The 19,814-nt window shown below is 49.9% G+C and carries 17 protein-coding genes and 1 pseudogene; 2 read left to right on the forward strand and 16 right to left on the reverse strand.

Annotated elements, in window-relative coordinates; translation table 11 throughout:
• Window positions 1–1,351 precede the first annotated feature (1,351 nt).
• Entirely contained in the window at window positions 1,352–1,510 is a 159-nt protein-coding gene (locus FEK46_RS23445) for a hypothetical protein (protein WP_000788777.1), read from the reverse strand.
• A 1,086-nt stretch (window positions 1,511–2,596) separates the two neighbouring features.
• On the opposite strand from FEK46_RS23445, the gene FEK46_RS18635 reads away from it, so the two are divergent.
• Both FEK46_RS18635 and FEK46_RS18640 read left to right on the forward strand, forming a co-directional pair.
• The gene (locus FEK46_RS18635) at window positions 2,597–3,229 is read left to right on the forward strand and encodes a hypothetical protein (RefSeq protein ID WP_138194795.1); all 633 of its coding nucleotides are present in this window, start codon (window positions 2,597–2,599) and stop codon (window positions 3,227–3,229) included.
• 165 nt (window positions 3,230–3,394) lie between these two features.
• On the forward strand, window positions 3,395–3,838 hold the full coding sequence (locus FEK46_RS18640) for a selenium binding protein (RefSeq protein ID WP_087900645.1): 444 nt from the start codon (window positions 3,395–3,397) through the stop codon (window positions 3,836–3,838).
• A gap of 331 nt (window positions 3,839–4,169) precedes the next feature.
• On the opposite strand, the gene FEK46_RS18645 is transcribed toward FEK46_RS18640, so the two are convergent.
• The 15 genes and pseudogenes from FEK46_RS18645 to FEK46_RS18710 all read right to left on the reverse strand — a co-directional run bounded on the left by FEK46_RS18645 (window position 4,170) and on the right by FEK46_RS18710 (window position 19,804).
• Window positions 4,170–5,162, reverse strand: a complete 993-nt coding sequence (locus tag FEK46_RS18645) for a zinc-dependent alcohol dehydrogenase family protein (RefSeq protein WP_135560175.1) — start codon at window positions 5,160–5,162, stop codon at window positions 4,170–4,172.
• A 149-nt stretch (window positions 5,163–5,311) separates the two neighbouring features.
• A complete protein-coding gene (locus FEK46_RS18650; RefSeq protein WP_024193551.1) occupies window positions 5,312–6,202 on the reverse strand; it encodes a LysR family transcriptional regulator in 891 nt (296 codons plus the stop codon).
• Between the two features lie 218 nt (window positions 6,203–6,420).
• Window positions 6,421–6,483 (reverse strand): annotated as a pseudogene (locus tag FEK46_RS24005) (capsid protein); the annotation flags it as partial.
• A gap of 27 nt (window positions 6,484–6,510) precedes the next feature.
• Complete coding sequence (locus FEK46_RS18655; RefSeq protein WP_135560174.1) at window positions 6,511–6,804, reverse strand: hypothetical protein; 294 nt, start codon at window positions 6,802–6,804, stop codon at window positions 6,511–6,513.
• A gap of 42 nt (window positions 6,805–6,846) precedes the next feature.
• A complete protein-coding gene (locus FEK46_RS18660; RefSeq protein ID WP_135560173.1) occupies window positions 6,847–7,887 on the reverse strand; it encodes a tail fiber domain-containing protein in 1,041 nt (346 codons plus the stop codon).
• 9 nt (window positions 7,888–7,896) lie between these two features.
• On the reverse strand, window positions 7,897–8,178 hold the full coding sequence (locus tag FEK46_RS18665; RefSeq protein WP_135560172.1) for a hypothetical protein: 282 nt from the start codon (window positions 8,176–8,178) through the stop codon (window positions 7,897–7,899).
• Window positions 8,175–10,544 (reverse strand): prophage tail fiber N-terminal domain-containing protein, encoded by a 2,370-nt coding sequence (locus tag FEK46_RS18670; protein WP_135560171.1) that lies wholly within the window; start codon window positions 10,542–10,544, stop codon window positions 8,175–8,177. The genes FEK46_RS18665 and FEK46_RS18670 overlap by 4 nt, the downstream gene beginning before the upstream one ends.
• Window positions 10,545–10,604: 60 nt before the next feature.
• Window positions 10,605–14,018, reverse strand: a complete 3,414-nt coding sequence (locus FEK46_RS18675; RefSeq protein ID WP_135560170.1) for a host specificity protein J — start codon at window positions 14,016–14,018, stop codon at window positions 10,605–10,607.
• A 60-nt stretch (window positions 14,019–14,078) separates the two neighbouring features.
• Entirely contained in the window at window positions 14,079–14,651 is a 573-nt protein-coding gene (locus tag FEK46_RS18680) for a tail assembly protein (protein ID WP_240731134.1), read from the reverse strand.
• On the reverse strand, window positions 14,648–15,391 hold the full coding sequence (locus tag FEK46_RS18685; RefSeq protein ID WP_135560168.1) for a C40 family peptidase: 744 nt from the start codon (window positions 15,389–15,391) through the stop codon (window positions 14,648–14,650). Before FEK46_RS18685 ends, FEK46_RS18680 begins: the two co-directional genes overlap by 4 nt.
• 5 nt (window positions 15,392–15,396) lie before the next feature.
• Window positions 15,397–16,095, reverse strand: a complete 699-nt coding sequence (locus tag FEK46_RS18690) for a phage minor tail protein L (protein WP_135560167.1) — start codon at window positions 16,093–16,095, stop codon at window positions 15,397–15,399.
• Complete coding sequence (locus tag FEK46_RS18695) at window positions 16,095–16,424, reverse strand: phage tail protein (RefSeq protein WP_135385855.1); 330 nt, start codon at window positions 16,422–16,424, stop codon at window positions 16,095–16,097. Before FEK46_RS18695 ends, FEK46_RS18690 begins: the two co-directional genes overlap by 1 nt.
• Window positions 16,421–18,982, reverse strand: a complete 2,562-nt coding sequence (locus FEK46_RS18700) for a phage tail tape measure protein (RefSeq protein ID WP_135560166.1) — start codon at window positions 18,980–18,982, stop codon at window positions 16,421–16,423. Before FEK46_RS18700 ends, FEK46_RS18695 begins: the two co-directional genes overlap by 4 nt.
• Window positions 18,975–19,409: a phage tail assembly protein T gene (locus tag FEK46_RS18705; protein ID WP_000459457.1), complete on the reverse strand. Its 435-nt coding sequence runs from the start codon at window positions 19,407–19,409 to the stop codon at window positions 18,975–18,977. The genes FEK46_RS18700 and FEK46_RS18705 overlap by 8 nt, the downstream gene beginning before the upstream one ends.
• Window positions 19,391–19,804, reverse strand: coding sequence for a phage minor tail protein G (locus tag FEK46_RS18710; RefSeq protein WP_000479202.1), 414 nt, complete (start codon window positions 19,802–19,804; stop codon window positions 19,391–19,393). The genes FEK46_RS18705 and FEK46_RS18710 overlap by 19 nt, the downstream gene beginning before the upstream one ends.
• Window positions 19,805–19,814: the final 10 nt, after the last annotated feature.

Below are 19,814 nucleotides of genomic sequence, written 5' to 3' on the forward strand. Positions count from 1 at the left end.
CAGTTTTTGTTGACCACTACATATAAACCCCTGTTAGACTTGATAGGGGGTAGCTCACAGTGACCTACCGTTACTACCAATCATCACATAGCACTCACCCTGTGTAATGCCTTTCTATGTGTGTGCCATAATCCCCCTATATTCCCTGTGTAAATCATAGAATAATGCTCTCTATTCCCTGTGTAATTCCATACTAAAAAATTCAATGAAAAGCAGCTTAAAAGTGCAATTCTTACTTTCTTCACTTTTACATCACTTTCGCAAAACCTTGTGTGATGCGGCTTACAGCACACCATCAGAAATTGTTGGCTAAAAATTGTTCTGCTTGTTTCTGAACGAGTTTTCTCGTTTGTGCAAATTTTAAAATTTATTTTGTTTTTACAGCCTTATTTCGTGTAATGCGTGGCATAGCAAGCCCTTTTCTTGTGTTGTCAAGACATTTGGCAACGTTCAAACATCTGTTTAGAAATGCCAAATTGTTGATCTAACAAATAAACCTGTATAAACAGAACACCATTTAATCTATTCCCCTGTGTAATCCACTACATCACACGATAAAAACAAAAAAAACCTTTAATTATATTTCATAGCATACAAAAGTCAACATAAGCCCTCTCGTGCTCCTACGTAAAAAATCCATCACTTTTCCCCTGATACATCAATTCAAGGCGTTCTATGTGTTCCTTAGTGCATATTACGTTTATTATGTTAAATGGATTTTGGCCTATATTTTGACCTGCACCCGCATAAACACTGGTTTCATCGCTTACAGCCCTTGTGAGACGTGGTGCTGTTTCTAGCATCTGATCCGACATAAAACCGATCATTCTCGTGTTTAGTGAAAGTTTAGTGAGAGACATTACAGAAAGGCTTTCTGTGTAATGATTTAATAGGTAAAAACGATGTTGATTACGCAAGAAAATTCCTTGCTGATATTTGGGGATTCTGGATTTTCCAGATCGGGGGGCGCTGAAAATCGCGTTAAGCACTTCTCGCAATCTAGCCATAAGGGAAGGGATATAGGTATTTAGATGTATTTATAGCTATTTATGGCTATTTATTTTTTATTTACCTTTATTTAAAAACAACCTTATAAATCAATAAGATACAGAACTATCTGTTTATATTTTAATCAATTAAATCAAGTTTAATACCCTTAAATACCCTGAAAATAGCCTTAAATACCCCAATAATTAATTTTAAGGCTTTCCGTGTTCTCTTCTGCATTATGAAAATGCAAAATAAGGCACAAAACAAGCTCACAGACGCATTAAACACACATCACCTGTACATTCCTATACCAAGCAATGAAAACAGCGTTAGAATGCGTCCTGTTGCGTTCTGGAGATTTTCAGAAATCCTCTCTAAGCCATTTCAACTCACTAAGGAGTTTTCTTTCTTCGTTCTCTCTCTGTTTACGCTCTAGCCAGGCTTTTCCTTCTGGCGTAGACAGGAACTTACGAGCGTGAATCTTGCGGTTATTACGTTTTATAGCTGCAATGTTTTTCATCGTGTGCCTCTGTATTCATATGAAAATTAACAAGTTACATACTACACAGGGAGACTACGCATAAAACACAATACAAGTAAAGATACATTTTCAAGACAATAGGAGCCATAAAGCGCCTTTGATGGTTATACCAAAAAATAAGCGCCGTAGGCGTATCCACTAAAAAGGGCTTTTTCACAAAAGCTATGAAGTCTTAGCAGTTCTTCTCTTATCAGGCACCCGTTGTACTCCGGTGGACGAAACCGTGCTAGAGCTTGATTCTTTCCCGATCAAGTTAGGTTTTGAAGAGGTGGGCTTTAATCCACTATTGCACTTAAAACTCTTCCCATCATTTAGCCTGTTTATCCTCTGCAACGTCTCACGACGTGTAGCATCATTGGACACCGCGCCAGGTGTGGAACATCTTGCTAAGAGTTTTGGTAGAAGGTTTAGAGACGGTGGCACGTCTTCCAGCTTCAAAGGAACTTGTTACGAGGTTGAGCCTGGGAACTACTCGCCCATACGTGTTACACTACCAAAGCCCATAACAACGTATAGGCGTTTGTAAGTGATAACAGAAGATACAATTTCTTAGAGAAGTTAAGCTAAGTTATTGATTTTCTTGATGGTGCCGATAATAGGAGTCGAACCTACGACCTTCGCATTACGAATTATAAGAATCCGATTCTAATTCAAAGCATTACCCCATCAACACTGCGCTCACACGTCCCACCACATCAAAACATGTAAAGCCTTGCAAGCCATTGTGAGGCCTTATGTGTCTCAGTTTTGTCCCATCTTGTATTACGACTCGCATAGCCAATGAAGATAAACGTGACGACAAACGGCTCAGCAGTCTTCTTTTCTTTCACTACTTCCCCACACCCAACATGCATACCTTTCTGCCATAACTGTAGTGAATGTCTGCTATGAGCGAAGAGCGGAAGTTTAAATTTCGTTATAAATTGACATACCTAGTGTGAAAAAAGTAATAAAGATGCAACTAAACGATTGTGCTCACATCTGGATTCAAAAAATGAAGAGATATCTCAAGATGTGGAGTCGTGTTGCCGATATACATTAGTCAATAAGCTATGGGAGCTAAGCATGTTAAGAAACATGACTGACTTAGAACAAATAACCGCACTATTGTTAGTCGAAGCCGGTGAGTGTGCACGCTGGGAATACTCTGCTTCACTTCATTGCCCTAAAGGTCCGCTACTCGAATTCAGTACAGAAAAACTAGAGAATCGAGCAAATCCCTCTTCAGCATTGCTGGACTCAATCAGTAATCGGCCTAACTTTGTATTGCATCATAACCACCTGAGCGGGGAGTCCTTGAGCTTCGCTGATTGGCGAGGAGCATCCGTTTACTTCAATGAGATATACGCACACTGCAATGATGGAACCTCGTATTATGGTAGAGTGTTAAATAAAGAGAAAGTGTTGTCAGTAATACAAAATAAAAAAGACTTCATAGAGATGAATGCTGAGAACCATCTCTTTAATTATACAAAAAACATTCAACTTGATGCTTTTTTTAGAAAAGAAGTAATTTGTAGGGCTTTGAAAATCAGAGGGTACGTAGAGTATGGGTATTTATGGGGGGCGAAACAGGTTAACCATCAAGCTATTTTGACAATGAATATCCCTGGTATCCAAAGCATAGGGCAATTGGGAACTGCCTATGAGCGATGGATTCAATCTGCAGCCCTTGATTTATCAAAAGATAACTGGTGACCAGTCCTGCTAAGGGGATAGCCTGATGTTATTAAATTCCGCTTGTGACATACAGTGAGCAGAGTTAGGATAGGACTGAAAATGCTGCGAATTTGGTTGCGCTCCACTGCCGGAGCAGAGTTCAACTCTGATATTATCACCTACTTTCATGAGGGTTAAATTATCATGTATGAAGTTTTTTCGCGCCAATCATTACCGTCAAAAAAATATAGAGAACTTGTTGGCACTGCCGTTTGTGTTTTCAACTCCAACAATGGTTTTATCATTGAAAATATTTTAAGGGAAGATGATGATGAAAGTTACAACTGGTATGCGTTAATAGATAAAACTTCTGGCCAGCTTAAAATCCCTATCAAAGAAACCATTTCAAAAAAATCAGACGATACTATTGCTACTCTTTTTGAAGAGCTTGTCATTATCCGCAATAGAATAATGCATAGTTTTCGCATCACCGCTCCGGAAGGTATCTCATCAGATAATGATAACCAGATGTTAGCAACTAAGTATAAGGATGGAAATCAAATAATAATAACTGAAGAGTATTTATTAGACTTCATAAAAAAGAATGAAGAGCTATCTTCAAAATTACATGAATTTAGAGGTTTCTGAAAAATTAATATTTATCCTTTTTCTTGTATAAAATCTCACTTGTAATAAATAATGGATGAACTCCAGTCAGGGTTTAATCTTTCATATTCTATTGGAAATATATCCCATATGACTTGTTTCTCGTAGATGATCTCATCATCACGTTAGTAACGTCCGCTCCTGGCACCAAGCGGACAGCCTCTTGGATCTGAAGGTCCCCCTTTAAGCGAGAAAAGGACATTTAATTTTCAAGTCGTGGAAATCGAAGGCAGTACCTGCCGGAGCCATTGCATCGAAGCCTGGATAATATCCAGGCTTCACCAGGCTCATTTATAAAATGCTGTGGTAAGGATTACTCAACGGTCACGACTATTTTGCCTACCTGGCCATTGGCCTCCATATAGCGCTGGGCGTCTGCAATCTCTTCGAACGGGAACGTTTTATCGATGACCGGTTTCAGTTTGCCAGCTCGTAAGCCTTCTGTTATGAAGGATTTTGCGCGCGCCATTTTTTCAGAATCAGTCGTGATTTCAAACAGCTCATATCCACGCAGAGTGAGATGCTTACCGAGAATATTAAATACAGGCACAAGCATGTCACGGCTATCGAGCGCGCCATACTGGAAAAACATGCCCTGTGATGCCATCACCTGCGTCAGTTTTGCCACGTCCGGCCCGCCGACGGGATCAAAAACAATATGGGCACCTACGCCATCTGTTGTTCGATTGATTTCAGCAACCATATCCAGCTCTGCAGTAGCAATGACGGCAGCTGCGCCAGCTTTCAGTAGCATTTCACTTTTTTCAGAGGTCCGAGTGAGTGCAATTGGGTTTGCACCCAGCATGTTAGCTATCTGTATGGCAGCCAGACCTACGCTGCTTGATGCTGCGCGGATCACAACATTCTGACCAGCCTGAAGATTGCCATATTCAACCAGCGCACCATAAGCGGTGACATACATCATCCAGCTTGCAGCGGCTTCCTCAAAAGAAAGGTTTTCAGGATGCTTCACGATAGCATGCACAGGTGCATTGACCACTTCACCGTACATACCGTATTCATTAAACATAAATGAAGGGATAACGCTGACCAGATCTCCAATGGTAAACTCATCAACATTCTCACCTACGGCCTGCACAACGCCAGCCGCTTCATAACCAAGACGTGCCGGAAATTCCGGCTCAATAACATACTGGCCGTTGCGGTACATGATTTCTGCACGGTTGATACCTATCGCATGTACGCGGATCTGCACTTCACCCGCTGTCGGCGCAGGCACCTGTACATCAACAAATTCCAGCACTTCCGGGCCTCCGGTACGGTTAAAGGTAATAACTTTAGACATATTCAGCTCTCTTCAGTTAAAGGCACTCCTTCAGAATAATGCCGAAGGGATGCCCGAATCATTTGTGAACAATCTACGTTGTTACAAACACACCAGAAATAGCTGAGAGGGAACTTCAGTATTAATTATCCATTAACAATCCGCCTGCTTCAGCGGATCTGCGTGGCCAGAACATCACTGAACCAGTCGATAAAGACGCGCACTTTTGGAGAAAGGTAGCGCCTGTCGGGATACATCACTGACACGGGCTTTGACACCGATGGGTATTGCGGCAGAATCTCTTCAAGAGCGCCGGAAGCAATATGGGGAGCAACGGCATCATAGGTAGCTTGGATAATGCCCAGACCAGCCAGAGCACAGGAAAGCAGAATATCGGAATTATCAACCAGCAGGCTGCCCGCAGGACGTAGCGAAACAATGCTCCCGTTTTCGATAAACTTCCATTCCATGACGTCACGACTGTGGTCGCTAAAAAAGTTAATTGCCCGATGTTTATCCAGATCCGCAAGTGTTTCTGGCCGCTCATGCTGCTGCAGGTAAGACGGGGCTGCACAGGTAACCATCCGGATGTCACCAAGACGTCTGGATATAAAACTAGAATCCTGAAGCGCACCCAGGCGGATAAGGCAATCTACGCCTTCCGTGATCAAATCAGTTTTTTTATCCGAAGAAACCAGCACAACTTCAATACCTGGATACAGTGTCTGAAAATGCCTAAGATTAGGGATCAATATGGAATGCGCCAGCGCCAGGGGCACATCAAGTCTCAGGCGTCCTCGCGGTGGAAGAGTCGGTGAAAAACTGGCCATCATGTCATTAACTTCGGCCAGGACATGCCTGGCATGATGATAGAACTCATCCCCTTCAGCAGTAACGCTCAGCTTTCGGGTTGTGCGATAAATGAGTTTTACACCCAGATCATGCTCTATCTGCTGTATTGCTTTGCTCACGGTGGGGCGATGGATCTGAAGTACATCAGCAGCTTTAGTGAAGCTACCCTGCTCAACAACCTGTATGAAAATATTTAGGTATTCAATCATGTTGGCATGCACGTGATCACCTGTTTTGTAGGCTGTTTAAAACTGACATTGTAAAGTAAACCATCCCAACGACATTATTTTTTTCGTTCAGATAAGGGCTTCCTGGCTGTCATAATGTCCGCTTCTGGCACATAGCAGCCCTAGAAATGGTGGCGTATAGTCATAGATGGTCGGTGGGAGGTGGTGCAAATCCTCTCATGCAAAAAAATACGTAAAATCTATAATGGCTGGAAATCATTCCATACTCGCACTATCGATAGCTCACCAGCCAGCCGCAGTATTCCGCCATGACAAGTTGCTGCGACTTTTTATGTTGAACGGATAAATACCCAGACCAGCAGACACGCCACCACCGGCACAGAAAAATCCATCAGGCTTGCTACATCCCACGCGCGTGGATCAAAACCGCCCCACCACGGCATATTCATACGCTTGCCGTGCCCGAACATTTCAATCCAGCGATATTCTGCCTGGGTGTGTTCACGCGCAATGAAGAACGTACAACCGGCTATAGCTCCGTAAGCCCAGTTTCCGGTAAAAAGGCCAATCAGTACCTGCGCAGCCACAGCACAAAGTGCATGAAGGAAAGGTGTTATATCCATTTTCATCCTACCCAATAAAACGGGGCGCTCGGCCCCTTAATATTATTTAGACACAAGCGTCGCCTCAATTGCAGATAATCTTTGTCTTAATTCTGCGTTTTCTTCTTCCAGTGCTGTTATTCTGTCGTCTGACTCTCTGGCTACCTGAACAAGCAAGCCAGTAACACCAGAATAATCTACAGTGTAATACCGTTCACCTTCTTCTCCATCTAATCCACTCCCACCGTCTGGATATTTCATCATAGACCCTACGGCTTCGGGGATGGCTTCCAGGGCTTCTTGTGCAATAACACCAGCGTAAGGCATACCGTTTTCTTTAAGCGTGTATGTATAGCCGTTCATTTTACGAATGCGGTCGGTTGCATTATCGATCACCTGAATATTGTCTTTCAGATCCCGGTCAGAGCCTTGATTAAATGCACTTGCATTACACGCGCCGTTAACCGTTAATTCGTAGGTATTGCTGGTAGTTTTCTGTGCGTAGAACATATACAGAGCCTCATCTACGCCAACTTCATAAACAACCGGGCGGCTAGAATTGCCCCATATTCGAGTTGTTACGCCAGCGTGAGCGGTTCCCTGTGTATTTAATGTCATGGTTGACCCATGATTAGCATATTTGATTTGTAATGTGTCTGTGTAATCAAATTTAATCATGGCGTTATCAACACGATTCCCATAAGACATGAGGCACTTACCCATTTTCAAGTAACCTTCATTTCCTGGGAAAATCAATGTCCCACCGTAAAGATCGCTAAAATCCCAGAAGATACCTTTTGTTCCATTGTGTGTGACAATCCTTGTCATTGTATCTTTAGTGCCGTCAATATTTTTTCTGGTGTACATCTCACTATAAGCGTTTTCGGTTTCTCCTGTCTTATTTGACAAGTGCATCTTACCGCTAAATATAGTTCCAGTTGTGGGCAATGACTTTTGATCATAGATTACATTACAATAACTATTCCATGTTGTTTTATTGTCTACATATGATTTTGTTGCATAGCTTCCTTGATCAGTTTTTAGTTTACTAACATCGGATTTTAGCGTTTTGATGTCATCAGGAATTACTGTCGATGTAGCCATTTTTCTTCCTCACATCCAGCCACGAAGTTGATGCTCAACAGCAACCACGTATTCATCGAATATTGACGGTGTTTTCACATCATTAATGATGCGCATGTTTACAAAATATCCGTCTTCCTTAACACATACCGGCTCGCCATCTTCAGTAAGTTCTCCGGTTTCTTTGTACACGTTACCTATCACGTCAATAAGAATATCATCCTGCATCGACTCGTCATCATAATAGCCCGTGCTATCCATGAAGGCCGAAAAGTCGGCCCTGTCTGCAAATTTGAGTGTTAAATCTTTCATTTAATACTCTCCCCCATTTGCGCATCAGTTAATTCTTTATGCCATATTCTCAGGTTACGAACGTGACCAAACAAGTGGCGGTCTCCGCCAGCAGAAGTTCCCCCAATACGTATTTCATGTGCAGCTCCGGTATTCTTCCATGACGAAGTCTGAACAGGTGACAGGTAACCATTACAACAGCAACGAAATTCAGTCGAGCTATTACAGACAAAACCAGCAATCATTTTGCGCCCGGCCTTCACAGATGGACTAAGATATGCAGATCTCACTCCAAACTGAACATAAGGTAAAGGCTCTACATCCGGACTTGTAGGCTTCCTGAAAGCAAATACCAGTTGTTCATCATTAGTCGCCACGCCAATAGTGGTTAAAATTCGTGGGGCCTGATTTGGCGTAGAGTCCCAATTTTTATGTATTTCAACAAGACAGCTTAAAGGGACAGAACTTATGTTATTTCTGGTTGAAAAAATAACCATATCACTGGCGCGCGTGGTTGGTGTGTTTCCGGAAATAATAAACGATGAAGCGCATGGCCCTTTTTCAATTTGCGGCGTAGTCATTGTTAATGACGAATCAGAAGAAAAACCACCATCTTCAGGATTGGTTATAAAAAAACCGCATACCACTTCGTCAATATTCTCTGCGGCGGTATATGTTGTTTCAAAGTAACACCAGTCCCCCTGTTTTTCCGTTCTGAATGTCACCAGCGCCTTATTACCGTACGCCTTAACCTCACCTGTATCTGGCTCCAGACATACATCAACGGATGTTTTAACATTTTCGCCAATAACAAGAGATATATGGACGCGACAACGTGAATTAACTCCACGAAAGCGGGCAGAAAAAGTGCAGGTTTCACCGATGGACAGAGAAAACCTGTTCTCTCCTGTTACACTATGAATCTGATAACTACTGGTTGTGCCTACAAGACTGTCTGTCACGGTGACGGTTGCATAATTAAAACCGTAATTATCAACCCCATACTCTTTCGCCAGTAAACTGTGGTAGTACCACAATTCCGGTGTATTAGAATTTTTTAGATAGTTAGTTCTCTGCCCTTCAATTAACAGCCCTTCTTTTTCAAAACGTGGCTCATTAATTTCTGCAATGGTAAGAGCGCCGGACTTATTGATATAGGTCGCGGAACTCGCGCGGGAAAACGGGACAATTTTGTCGGATGGTATAGTGACCACATCATCGCGCACTGTTATTTTTTTATATCCCGGGCCAAATCCGGTGATCATATCCATCGAGTCATTAAACGGTATCCACACATCAGGCAACGGCTGCAAAACTTGTTTATACGGCTCAGCTGCCTGGCTTGCGTACTCCCTGGCTGCATCTTCACTTGCTTTAGCCGCTGTCTGGCTTGCAGCGGATGCTTTCGCCGAGTTAGCCGCCGCAGTCTCGCTCGCCTTTGCGTTGGTTTCACTGGTTTTTGCAGCTTTTTGACTGTTGGCTGATGCAGTGGCAGAAGAAGCCGCCGCACTTGCAGAACCAGCTGCGGCACTCTCGCTTTGGGCCGCTGCATCCTGACTGTTTTTCGCCGCAGTTTCGCTGGCTTTGGCATTTGTTTCGCTGGTCTTCGCTGCCGTCTGGCTGGACTTTGCGTTAGTTTCACTCGTCTTCGCTGCTTTCTGACTGTTAACCGCAGCAGTTGCTGATCCGGCTGCTGAAGTCGCAGAACCGGCTGCCGCGCTCTCACTTTCAGCTGCTGCAGCCTGGCTGTTTTTCGCCGCAGTTTCACTGGCTTTGGCATTCGTTTCGCTGGTTTTCGCTGCCGTCTGGCTGGACTTTGCGTTGGTTTCGCTCGTCTTTGCGGCTGTTTCGCTATTTTTCGCGTTGGTTTCTGATTTTTTGGCTGCTGTCGCGGAGTTTGCCGATGCAGTCTGTGAGGCCGCTGCCGCCTGTGCGCTGTTAGCTGCATTCGTTTCTGAGGTTTTCGCCGCGTTCTTCGATGATGCCGCTGCAGTTTCGGATTTCTTTGCCGCCGCTGCGCTCTGAGAGGCAGCTTCAGCGTTACGTGCTGCTTCTTCCACCATAGCCTCAAAACGGCGCAATGCCTCCGGCATGACATCATCTTCCGTCATGGCACCGAGAAAATCATTCAGCGTCCCCGGACTGGAACCTTCATAGACGGTAATGGTTCCGGCATGTGAAGGCGGAAAACCTTCAACCAGCAGGATAACGCTGTACTGGCCATACTCAACATCCATGCTGTAACGCCCGGCTTCATCCGGATTTTCAGAGGCCACCGTGTTCACCAGTACCGTGGTGCTGTTACGCTTTGCCTTCAGTTGAATAGTGCAGTTCTGTATTGGTTTTCCCGCACCATCTTTCAGCACACCTGAAATCTGTACTGCCATACTCACTCCACAAATATAAAAGGCGCCATTTCTGGCGCCCGTATTGGGGTTATAAATATTTCAACGGATACTGATACCGGAAGCAGCTTTTTTGGTCACAATCACCGTACAGTCTGTGATGTTACCTGCGCCCTGATTGCCTTTCTGGAAAATCTTAAACTCCAGAGTGACACTACCACCACCACTCGGCATATCAATAACCGCACTGTAACTACCGGGAATGGCTCCTTTAGTTTCTCTGGATGCGATTAATACGCCGTTTTTGCGAACTTCAAAACCATAACCCGTGTATCGCGTACCTCCCGGGTTATTACCGCTCCCCGGATCGTCATACGCCACACCATTAAAAATAATGGGCGGAATAATAATCTGGCGATCAAAGTTATGATCATCGTAAATGGTGACTGTAACCGTCCCGCCTGGTGTTTCCGTATCGCCCCACGAGCCAGTTTTTTTCGGGAATGGCTTAGATACAGCTTTAACGAAGTCACCTCTGACCTGAGTAGCCTCGAGCATTCCCTTAATCGTACAGTTCTCATTTATCGTGACGTTGTTGAGCGTCCCGGAGTTCGCATTCACGTTACCGCTGATATCGGCATTTTTCGCCGTCAGCCGCCCGTCCGGTGTCAGGGAAAATACCGGCGGATTGCCGCCGCTGGTAATGGTGGGAGCCGTCAGATACTTCAGGAACACTTCGTTCATGAATATCTGGTTGCCCTGCGCCACAAACATCGGCGTTTCATTCCCGTTTGCCGGGTCAATAAACGCGATACGGTTAGCGGCAACCAGGAACTGGCTCAGTTTGCCTTCCTCTGTATCCTCCATGCTGAGGCCAAGCCCCGCGACATAATGTTTGCCGTCTTCGGTCTGCTCAATTTTGACGCCCCACATGGCATTCCATTTATCGTTGGCGTCTTTCCACTCTTTCGAGAACTCCTCCAGTTTGCTGGCGTTATCCTCCGTCAGCTCGACTTTTTCCAGCAGCTCCTTGCCGAGATGGGATTCGGTTATCTGGCCTTTGAAAAAATCCAGGTAACCTTCCGCATCATCGCTCGCCCGACCGACAGCCTCCACGAATGCCGATTTGCCAACGGTGTTCACACTGCGGATATAAAAATAATAATCATGGCCCGGTTTGATATTGATACTGGCGGCTATCCAGTACAGCGCCGTGCCAAGATAGTGGGCTGTGGTTTCAACCTGCCTGATATCCGCAATCCGCTTTTCCGAGAACCAGAATTCAAACTGTACCGTCGGGTCATAAACGGCAAGATGCGGCGTGGCGGTTATCTGAAAATAGCCCGGCGTCAGCTCAATCCGCGACGGCGCTGCCGGTGCGGCAATCCGGAACGATACCGACGCCGGATCGCCCTGCTGCCCCCAGGCATTTGCCGCCCGGACTGTCAGCCTGTAGTTTCCCAGCGCCAGTTGCGTGAAGCGGTATGTGGTTTCTGTCGTCCGGGCCGTGCTGACCAGCCGCTCACTGCCGTCATCCGCTGCCACGGTCAGGCGAAGCATAAAGCTCACCCCCTTCACCACCTTCGGCGTATCCCAGCGCGCCAGCACCTGGTATTCCCCGCTGTCTGCGGTGACTTCTGCGGTCAGATGCTGCACCGCTGGCGGCGTGACACCATTCACCGTGCCGCTCTGGTCGCCGTCAAAGTGCGCCCCGTTATCCACGATGGCCTCTTTCTCCGGCACATGCTGCACAGCGGTGATGGCATACGTGCCGTCGTCATTCTCACGGATACTCACGCAGCGGAACAGGCGCTGGCGCAGCGTCGGCAGCTTCAGCCCCCATACGCTGTATTCAGCTATCCCGTCAGGAACCCGACTCACTTGCACTTTCACGCCGTCGGTGACGGACTGGACCTCCACACTGACCGGATTACCCTCACCGTCAACCAGGCTTATCAGCGTGGTGCCGGAGGATGGCAGCGTGATTTCACGGTCGAGCGTCAGTGTCCGCGTCTGGCTGTTCACCGCCAGCACGCGCCCGCCGATGCTGATCCCCGCGTAGTCATCATCGCAGATTTCAATAACATCGCCCGGCACATGGCGAAGCCCTTCTGCGCCCACGCTGAAATCCACGGTCTGCGTTTCCAGCAGTTCCGTTTTAATCAGCCACAGCCCGGCGCGGTGCGCCTGCCCCCGGCTGGTACAGCCAAAGGCATCCATCTTCGTGACGTTACGACCGTAACGGGCAATGGCCTGCGTGTCCTCCACAAGCTCTGTCGCCGTCTCCCAGCCGTTATCCGGGTCAATCCAGTTCACCTCAACGGCATTATGGCGGTCCTTCAGGGCGCTGAAGCTGTAGCGGAACGGCGCGCCATCATCCGGCATCACCACATTACTGCGGTTATAGGTCCACACCTTATCTGATGGTCGGTCCTGCACGAACGTCAGCGTCTGCCCGTTCCATACCGGCATACAGCGCATCGCCGAGCAGAAATCACTGAGCACATCCCACGCCTTGCGCTGTGTGGTCAGGTACGCATTACAGGTGATGCGCGGCTCCGTGCCGCCAAAGCCGTCCGGCACTGACTGGTCGCAGTACTGGCCGATGACATACAGCGCCCATTTATCCACATCCGCCGCACCAAGACGTTTCCCCATGCCGTAGCGCGGGTGGGTCAGCATATCCCACAGACACCATGCCATGTTGTTGCTGTATGCTGGCTTAAACGTTCCGTCCCAGATACCGCTGTATTGTCGCGTCTGCGGGTTATAGTTCGACGGCACCTGCAGAATGCGCCCGCGAAGATGATAATTACGGCTCACCTGCTGGCTGCCGAACTGCTCCGAGTCCACCTGTACGCCAACCAGTGCCGTGTTCGGGTAGCACTGTTTCACATCGATGATTTCGGTGTATGACGACCAGAGTGTTTTGTTCTGCAGCTGGTCTGTGGTGCTGTCCGGCGTCATCCTGCGCATCCGGATATTAAACGGGCGCGGCGGCAGGTTATCCACCACCACTGAGGCCAGATACTGCGACGTGGTTTTGCCCTTAATGGTGATGTCTTTTTCTGTCACCCAGCCACCGTTACGTTGTATCTGAACCAGCAGGCGGACTTCCGACGGATTCCTGTCACCCTTTGAGGTGGTTTCCACCAGTGCCTGCACACCGAAGGTAAAGCGCAGACGGTCGATATTTGCAGACGTGATAGTCCGGGTGATCGGCGTGTCGTATTTCACTTCCGTACCCAGTACCGTCTCGGAACCGGAGGATTCAAATCCCTCCGGCGGTGTCTGCTCCTGCTCACCTGCCCGGAACACCACCGTGACACCGGAGATGTTGGTATTCCCCTCACTGTCCAGCACCGGTGTACTGTTCAGCAGCACGCTTTTTAATCCATCCACCGGACCTTCAATCGGCCCTTCGCTGATAGCATCGATCACACTCAGCAACTGCGTGGATTTCAGGTTGTCCTTCGCTTCGCGCGGGGTATGCCCCTTACTGCTGCCTTTACCCATTCGTCATGCTCCATAAACGACAAAACCGCCCGGAGGCGGTTTCACATAAAACATTTTGCATCAGCGACCAATCACCACAACCTGACCACCGTCCCCTTCGTCTGCCGTGCTGATCTCCTGAGATACCACCCGTGACCCCACGCGCATTTCACCATACAGAACAGGCATAACATTGCCCTGGGCAACCATGTTATCCAGTGAGGAGAAATAGGTGTTCTGCTTACCGTTATCCGTTGTCTGTATGCGGGAAGTTCTGGCTTTCGGTGCCAGCATCTGAGCCACACCGCCGAGCACCATACTGGCACCGAGAGAAAACAGAATGCCGGTCATACCACCGGCACCAATGGCAGCCCCCCATGCTGCAAGGGTGGCTCCGGCGGTAAAGAATGATCCGGCAATGGCGGCTGCCCCCAGGACAATCTGGAATACGCCACCTGACTTGGCCCCTGCGACTCTGGGAACAATATGAATCACAGCGCCGTCAGGCAGAGCCTCATGTAACTGCGCCGTTAATCCGGACGTGCTGACATCCCGCCCGGCAATCCGTACCTGATACCAGCCGTCGCTCAGTTTCTGACGAAACGCCGGGATCTGCATGGCCAGCGCCCGGATGGCTTCGGCCCCTGTTTTCACACGAAGGTCGATGCGGCGGCCAAATCGTTGCAAATCCCCGTAAAGGCAGATGCGTGCCATGCCCGGTGACGCCAGAGGGAGTGTGTGCGTCGCTGCCATTTGTCGGTGTACCTCTCTCGTTTGCTCAGTTGTTCAGGAATATGGTGCAGCAGCTCGCCGTCACCACAGTAAATGGCGGCATGATTCGGCACCGATGAACCAAAACAGCACAGCAGCACATCGCCCGGCTGCGCCGCTGGCAACGGCACCTGATACAGCCCTGTGGCCTCCAGATTATCCAGATAGAGATTCTGGCCGTTACGCCACCAGTCATCCTCGCGAGTAAAATCCGGCATCTCAATCCCCGCCAGATGGTAAGCGTCCCGGAACAGCGTGTAACAGTCCGTCACCCTGTGCTCAAAGCGCCGCCCGGTAAGATGCGGCACACAGCGGAACTTGTGAATCGCCCCCCGGCAGACCAGCCACCACGGCAAATCACTCTGCACCTGCAGCCGCCGGTCGGCCTCACTCAGCCAGGGCAGACCACCGGGATGGCTGTGCACCAGCGCCACAATCTCACCCTGCATTTCTGCCCGCAGCCAGTCCTCCGGCGACATCCGGAAATAATCCTCCGGCTCACCGGAGATATTCACGCAGGGAAAATATCTTTCCCCCTCCGGCGTTCTCACTACGAAGCCGCACGACTCCGCTGGCGCACATCGTCGGGCGTGCGCCAGAATCGCTGATTCTGTCTCTGTCATGGGATTTACTGCGAAAGTTTGTTAATGGAAAGGAAGCCGCCAAAGTTGCCGACATTATTGCGAAACTTACAGCCACTCAGGCATTTGCTGCATTTATCCTTCGTGATATCGGACGTCGGCTGGTCATATTCATCCGCGACAGCCGGACCGTTATAACCGCACTCATCACCGCGATAGCTCCAGGTGCAGGTGTTGGCCAGCATGATGCGCCCCGGAAAAACAGCGCCGTCCGTTTCCGTCGGTGTGGACAGTACAAAAGAGGCACTGACCGCGCTCAGTTCGCTGCACTGTTCGATGCGCCAGCGGCTGATCACCTCCTGCTCCGGATCGGCGTCACTGTTTCCGTTGACGAAGTTCACCGAATCCAGAAAACGGGCGTAAACCTTACGCCGGACCACCGTTCCGCCGACCAGACTCTGCAGATCTTCCGCCATCCCGGTGACCATACCGTGCAGATTAGATACTTTCAGCGTTGGTCTGGCACTGGCTCCTTTGCCGTTCATCTCAAATCCGCTCCCCTGAATGGGATACGCCTGATACTGCCGCCCCTGCCAGGTGACCGGCTCACCTTTTTCGTTCTGCTCATTACAGAAAAAATAACGTTCTCCACCGACCTCTGTCAGATCGATCTCCCAGAGCACCACGCTGGCCGACTGCTCCGCACGGGTGCATTCATTCAGTGTTTCCTGCCGGATATCCTGCATCAGTTCACCACCTGCTTAAACTCTGCGCTGAACTCAACACGCAGCATACTGACCCGCGACGTCCATTTTGCGCAGGTCACCTTTATCTGCCGCCAGTCATAAGGCGGCGTCCACAGAAAGGCTTTCCAGCCTCCGTGCTCTGCCAGAAACGATTCCAGCGCCGTGGCCTCCCAACGGGGAACAGAAATCGTCACGTTGTACGTTTTCAGGTTGGCATTCAGCCCGGCAGGCGCGCGCTGGGAGTAACCATCACCAAAGCGCACCTCCCTGACGGAAGGAGCCGAAGCCACATCCATACCCGGTTTCACTTTCCAGCGGAAGGTTTTCATCGCCCACCTCCGGAGAACAGACCACCATCACGCATCTGCCCGGTCACGACATCCATTGCCGCCTTACGGGCTACGTCATAAACAGCCTTCAGCGCCTGTGGCCCTATCTGACCGTTCGTGCCGTCGTTATTAATCACCACATGGTTATTCTGCTCAAACTTCCCGGACGCCTGCGACCGGCTGTCCGCCAGGCTGCCCGGTGTACCGACATAACCACCGGTGGCATAGCCGCGCATCAGCCGGTAGAGATTCCCCACGCCAATCCGGCTGGTTGCCTCCTTCGTGAAGACAAATTCACCACGGTGAACAATCCCCGCTGGCTCATATTTGCCGCCGGTTCCCGTAAATCCCCCGGTCGCAAAATGGAATTTCGCCGCAGCGGCCTGAATGGCTGTACCGCCTGATGCTGATGCGCCGCCACCAACAGCCCCGCCAATGGCGCTGCCGATACTCCCGACAATCCCCACCATTGCCTGCTTAAGCAGAATTTCTGTCATCATGGACAGCACGGAACGGGTGAAGCTGCGCCAGTTCTGCTCACTGCCGGTCAGCATCGCCGCCATATTCTGCGCAATACCATCAAAGGTCTGCGTGGCAGCACTTTTAACCTGCGACATACTGTCCGTGGCGCTCTCTTTCCACTCGCTCCAGCCGGACTTCAGGCCTGCCATCCAGCTTCCACGAAGCTGGTCTTCAGCCGCCCAGGTCTTTCTCTGCTCTGACATGACGCTATTCAGCGCCAGCGGATTATCGCCATACTGTTCCTTCAGGCGCTGTTCCGTGGCGTCCCGCGCTGCCTGCCGGTCAGTCAGCCCCCGGTTTTTCGCCTCAATGGCTGCCCGTTTTGCCCGTTGTTGCTGTGCGAATTTATCCGCCTGCTGCGCCAGCGCATTCAGGTGCTCCTGATACGTGACCTTATCGCCAAGTGCAGCCAGCTGGCGTTTGTACTCCAGCGTCTCGTCTTTATGCGCCAGCAGGGATTTCTCCTGTGCGGACAGCTGGCGACGTTGTGCTGCCTCCTCCAGTACCGCGAACTGACTTTCTGCCTTCCACAAATCCCGGCGCTGCTGGCTGATTTTCTCATTCGCTCCGGCATGCTTCTCCAGTGTCCGGAGTTCTGCCTGAAGCGTCAGCAGGGCAGCATGAGCATTGTCTTCCTGACGATCGCCCGCAGACACCTTCACGCCGGACTGTTTCGGCTTTTTCAGCGTCGCTTCATAATCCTTTTTCGCCGCCGCCATCAGCGTGTTGTAATCTGCCTGCAGGATTTTCCCGTCTTTCAGTGCCTTGTTCAGTTCTTCCTGACGGGCGGTATATTTCTCCAGCGGCGTCTGCAGCCGTTCGTAAGCCTTCTGCGCCTCTTCGGTATATTTCAGCCGTGACGCTTCGGTATCGCTCTGCTGCTGCGCATTTTTGTCCTGTTGACTCTGCTGTTCAGCCTTCTTTCGGGCGGCTTCAAGCGCAAGACGGGCCTTTTCACGATCATCCCAGTAACGCGCCCGCGCTTCATCGTTAACAAAATAATCATCCTTGCGCAGATTCCAGATGTCGTCCGCTTTCTTAAACGCAGCCTCTGCCTTAATCAGCATCTCCTGAGCGGTATCAGGACGACCAATATCCAGCACCGCATCCCACATGGATTTGAATGCCCGTGCTGTCCTGTCTGCCCAGGTTTCCAGCGTGCCCATGTTCTCTTTCAGGCGTCGGGTCTGGTCATCAAACCCTTTCGTTGCGGCCTCGTTCGCCGCCTGCAATGCCCCGGCTTCATCGCCGGAACGCTGCAACTGAGCAACATACGCAATCTGCTCCGCCGTCACGTTATGGAACTGGCGCGCCATCGCTGTCAGCCCTGACGTCGGGTCTGTGGTCAGCTTCCCGAAGGCTTCAGCGACCTTGTCCACCTCCACGCCGGATGCAGAGGAGAAACGCGCCACACTCTGGCTGATGGACGCAATCTGAGCCTCACCGCTTACCCCCGCCTTAACCAGTGCGCTGAGTGACTCGCTGGTCTGGTTAAACGTCAGCCCTGCCGCCTGCCCTGCTCTGGACAGGACCAGCATACGATCTGCCGTCAGACCCGACTGATTGCCGGAAAGGACCAGCGTTTTGTTGAAATCGGACAGGGTTGAGTTGCCCTGATACCAGGCATACGCCAGCGCACCGGTCACCACCGCCAGCGAGGTGGCCCCGACCATCGGCAGGGTGATCGCACCGGCAAGCCCCCTGAACATGGGGATCATCCCGCCGAAGGAGTCCTTCACCTGACCACCCTGTTGCAGCAGGATCAGCCACGGACTTTGCCCGCCTGCAAGCTGCGTGGCCACGTCGGTGAACTGCGCAGGCAGCATACGCATGGCGGCTTTATACTGCCCGACGGAAATCCCCGCTTTCTGTGCAGCCAGCGCCTGCCGGTTCATTGACTGTTCAACGACTGCCGCTGTTTTTTTCGCATCAGTTTCCGTACCGGAAAAATGACGCCTGACTCTGGCCATCTGCTCGTCAAATCTGGCCGCATCCAGACTTAAATCAACGACCAGATCGCCTACCGGTTCAGCCATACCGGACTCCTCCTGCGATCCCTTCTGATACTGTCATCAGCATTACGTCATCCTCCGTCATGTCCGCCACATCCGGGGAAGCGGGGATAACTTCATTCCCGTCCGGGCCAAAACGAACGCCTCCGGCAAGCCCTGCCGCTTTCTGCATCAGCACATCATCTTCAGGCTCTTCGTCAGCCTCGCGCCGGTTCAGCAGACTGAAATCCAGCGGATGCATATCCGGATCGCTGAAAAACAGGCTGAGCACGGTGTACGTCAGCCCGGAAAAGTGCATATCCAGCAGAACATCATGAAAATAATGGGTGCTGTAAAAACGGTGCCAGTCGGCATACTCCGTGGATGACATCCCGGCAAGCATGGCGCGCCAGTCGGGTCGCCCCATCTCACGCGCCAGTTTCAGGGCAAAACTCAGCTCACCGTCGAACACTTTCCCGCAGAAACAGGCTCTGCAGGCCCGGCGTCCTCTGCCTGTTCAGGGGCATTATTCACCACAAACTCATACATACCGGACAGCCGGTACACCACGTTTTCAGCATGAGAAATTGCCTCTGTGGGCCAGGTGGTAAGCACTTCCTGCTCAATCTGTTTAACGGCTTCATTCATGGACGGCATCTGCGTCTTCTTCGGATGGTTATGCCACAGAGACATCGCCACCACAAAAGCGCCGGTTCTGATGACGTCTTCCACAGTAAACTTCCGGTTACTGTCGGATTCTGCCTGCTGTTTCATCAGGGCAAGATGCTCAATACGCTGCAGGGCTGACAGTTCAGAAAGCGTGACGGTCACGCCGTTATATTCAAATGATTCGGTTTTCAGGAACATCGCTGACTCT

Source organism: Escherichia sp. E4736, from assembly GCF_005781225.1.
Classification (GTDB): Bacteria; Pseudomonadota; Gammaproteobacteria; order Enterobacterales; family Enterobacteriaceae; genus Escherichia.